3 protein-coding genes are annotated in these 3,240 nt (G+C 29.4%); 1 reads left to right on the forward strand and 2 read right to left on the reverse strand.

From position 1 onward, the window contains the following. The first annotated feature begins 129 nt into the window (after window positions 1-129). Window positions 130-1,179 carry a 2,3-butanediol dehydrogenase gene (locus Q0370_RS04120; RefSeq protein ID WP_299572507.1) on the forward strand — a complete coding sequence of 350 codons (1,050 nt, stop codon included), beginning with the start codon at window positions 130-132 and terminating at the stop codon, window positions 1,177-1,179. Between the two features lie 295 nt (window positions 1,180-1,474). Here Q0370_RS04120 and Q0370_RS04125 read toward each other — a convergent pair whose 3' ends face one another. Both Q0370_RS04125 and Q0370_RS04130 read right to left on the reverse strand, forming a co-directional pair. Beyond that, window positions 1,475-2,122, reverse strand: a complete 648-nt coding sequence (locus tag Q0370_RS04125; protein ID WP_299572509.1) for an OmpA family protein — start codon at window positions 2,120-2,122, stop codon at window positions 1,475-1,477. A 339-nt stretch (window positions 2,123-2,461) separates the two neighbouring features. Then, a partial coding sequence (locus tag Q0370_RS04130) for a lysozyme inhibitor LprI family protein (protein WP_299572512.1) occupies window positions 2,462-3,240 on the reverse strand: 779 nt, incomplete at its 5' end.

Raw genomic sequence — 3,240 nt, forward strand, 5'->3', positions numbered from 1 at the left:
ATAAATTACTTTGTTATTAAAAATATTTAGATACAAAAAATTGTAAGTACATATTGATTTTGAAAAAAAATAGGGTATACTATTAAAGTATGGAAATAAAATATTAATTAACTTAGGAGGAAATAAAAAATGGCAACAATGAAAGCTGCAAGATGGCACAATAGAAAAGATGTAAGAGTGGAAGAAGTTGAAGTACCAGAAATTACAAGAGAAAATCAAATTAAAATAGCGGTAAAATATTCGGGAATATGTGGTAGTGACTTACATGAATATTTAGGAGGACCAATATTTATTCCAGCAAATGCTCCACATCCATATACAAATGAAAAAGCTCCAATCACAATGGGACACGAATTTTGTGGAGAAGTTGTGGAAATAGGAAGTGGAATTACAAAATTTAAAGTAGGAGACAGAGTTACAGTTGAGCCAATTTTAGCAAAAAATGGATTAATTGGGAAATATAATTTGGATCCTAACTTGAACTTTATCGGACTTGCTGGTGGAGGAGGGGGATTCTCTGAATTTGTAGTTGTAAATGAGGATCAGGCTCATAAATTACCAGATGAAATTGATTATGAACAGGGAGCATTAACAGAACCTGCAGCAGTAGCAGTTTATGCAGTTAGACAAAGCAGATTTAATACAGGAGATACAGCGGCAGTATTTGGTTGCGGACCAATTGGACTTCTTATAATTGACGCATTGAGAGCATCTGGAGCAACAGAAATTTATGCTGTGGAAGTTTCACCTGAAAGACAGGAAATTGCTAAAAAATTGGGAGCAATAATCGTAGATCCTACAAAAGTAAATACAGTTGAATATATAAAGGAAAAAACAAATGGCGGAGTAAATGTTTCTTATGAAGTTACAGGAGTTCCTGCTGTATTGCAACAATCTTTAGAAGTTGCTGAAAAAGATGGAGAATTGATGGTTGTAAGTATCTGGGAAACAGAAGCTCCAATACAGCCTAATGAAGTGGTAATTCAAGAAAAAACAATAAAAGGAGTTATCGCATACCGTGATGTGTTCCCTAAAACATTGGAATTAATGAAACAAGGATACTTCTCAAAAGATTTATTAGTAACAAAAAGAATTAAATTAGAAGACATCGTAAATGAAGGATTTGAAGCACTTGTAAAAGAAAAAAGCCAAGTTAAGATTTTAGTATCACCTAAATAATTGTAAAATATAAGATGTATATACTAGCTTAAAAATCGGAAAAACTTAATTTAACTTATTAATAAGGATTAGTTTCTAAATAAATCAGGGACTAATCCTTTTAATTTGTCACTTATCCTTTTTTATAAATTTTAGTTTAAAATGAGAGTAAAAAGTTAAGCTCATCTATAGTCAAGTTATTTCTTTTTATATATTTTTTTCAATCTCAAAAAGACTATCTATCATTTCAAAACTTCGTAAAAAAAGGAGTTAATTCAAAACTTAATTTGAAAAAACCCCTAAAAATTTTTAAAGATTATTGTTGATTTGCGATTATAGCAATTTCTACTCTTCTATTTTGAGCTCTTCCAGCTTCTGTTGCGTTACTTGCAATTGGCTGTTTGCTTCCATACCCACGTGAAGTTATTCTTGAGCTTGAAATACCTTGTGACTCAAGGTAAGATTCTACTGAATTTGCACGATTTACAGAAAGTGGATTGTTAATTGCATCATTTCCTGTTGTGTCTGTATGTCCTGAAACTACAATTGTTGAGTCAGGATAAGTTTTTAATACAGTTGCTACTGAATCTAACGTATTTTTAAATTGTGGCTTAATTACGTAGCTATTTAAATCAAAAGTAATGTTTTCAGGTGCTGTCAATTTGATTTCACCTTCTCCAGTTCTTTTTACCTCCACTCCTGTTCCTTTTAATTTATTTCTTAATTCTTTTTCCTGTCTATCAAATATATTTCCAATAGCTGCTCCAACTGCGGCCCCTCCAGCTGTACCAATTAATGTACCTTTTGTATCTTTTCCGATAACTTGTCCAATTACAGCTCCTGCTGCTGCTCCAATTCCTGCTCCAACTCCAGTTTTACTAACTTTTCTTGTTCCATCAGTAGCAGTTGTACAAGAAACTACTGTTAATAATGATAATAGAATAATTGCTAATACTTTTTTCATATTGACTCCTCCTTTAAATTAACCTTTTTTAGTTTTCAATAAAATTATACAATGTCTTTATATTATTTCAATTTATTTTGACTTTGAAATTCTTTTATTTGAATAAGATAGATATTTTTGTAAAAAAATTGATAAATTTTAAAATAAAAAAAATCTACAAAATAAAGTTCAATCAATCTCTATTTAAATAAAACTAATCATAATAGTAGCCATCATCATATTCATCACTATTCTCATCATAATTATCTTCCGAATCATTTTCATAGTCATCATTGTCGTAATAATCTTCATCAGTTTCATCATATTTGTAATCTTCAGAATAATTTTGAAAAAAATCTTTTACTCCATATTATCGTACATTCTTGCAAATTTAATTAATCTGTCTTTTGTAAGCTCTTGATAAGTTAATATTTCAACATTTGCACCAGCTCGTCCACCCATTCCAGGATTTCCATCCTCACCATTATTTGAATTTTCTACTTTCTTTTTTCTATTTTTTATCCATTGTCTCTGTTCATTTCTAAATTCAATTTTTCTACTTTCAGACATTCTTTCTCTTATCAAATTATAAACTTTTGTAAGTTCATCATCCAGCTTTTCATTAAGCCTTTCATTTACTTGTGTTTCTTCTACGCTCCAACCATATTCTTCACTTACTTTGTCCCTCGTAGCTTCATAATCTGCAATTCTATCTTTTATTTTATCTTCATAATTTTTTATTTTTGGTTGTAAAGTTTTTTCTTCTTTTTTTATATTTACAGTATTTTCTTGAGCATTTTGTTGCTCTTTCTGTTTTTTTAATATTTCTGCATTCTCTTTTTCTAATTTTTCCAAAACTTCTTGATTTATTCGCTCCAATTCCTCTTTTGAAATATATTTATAATCTTTTGAAACCAAATCCTGAAAAACATAATAACTCTCTTCCAAGTCAAAAATTTTCAACAAATCATTCGACTTATAAGCATCATAAAAATCTTTCACTCGAAATAAAAATAATTTTTCCTTGTCTTTTTTCTCAATTTCCTTCATATTATCTAGCAAATTATAAATCAAATTCAAGATTCGATAGATTTTTGTATCCTTCATTGTTATTTCCAAATTTGAAGAAATCTTTTTCT

Source organism: uncultured Leptotrichia sp., assembly GCF_938036635.1.
Classification (GTDB): domain Bacteria; phylum Fusobacteriota; class Fusobacteriia; order Fusobacteriales; family Leptotrichiaceae; genus Leptotrichia; species Leptotrichia hongkongensis.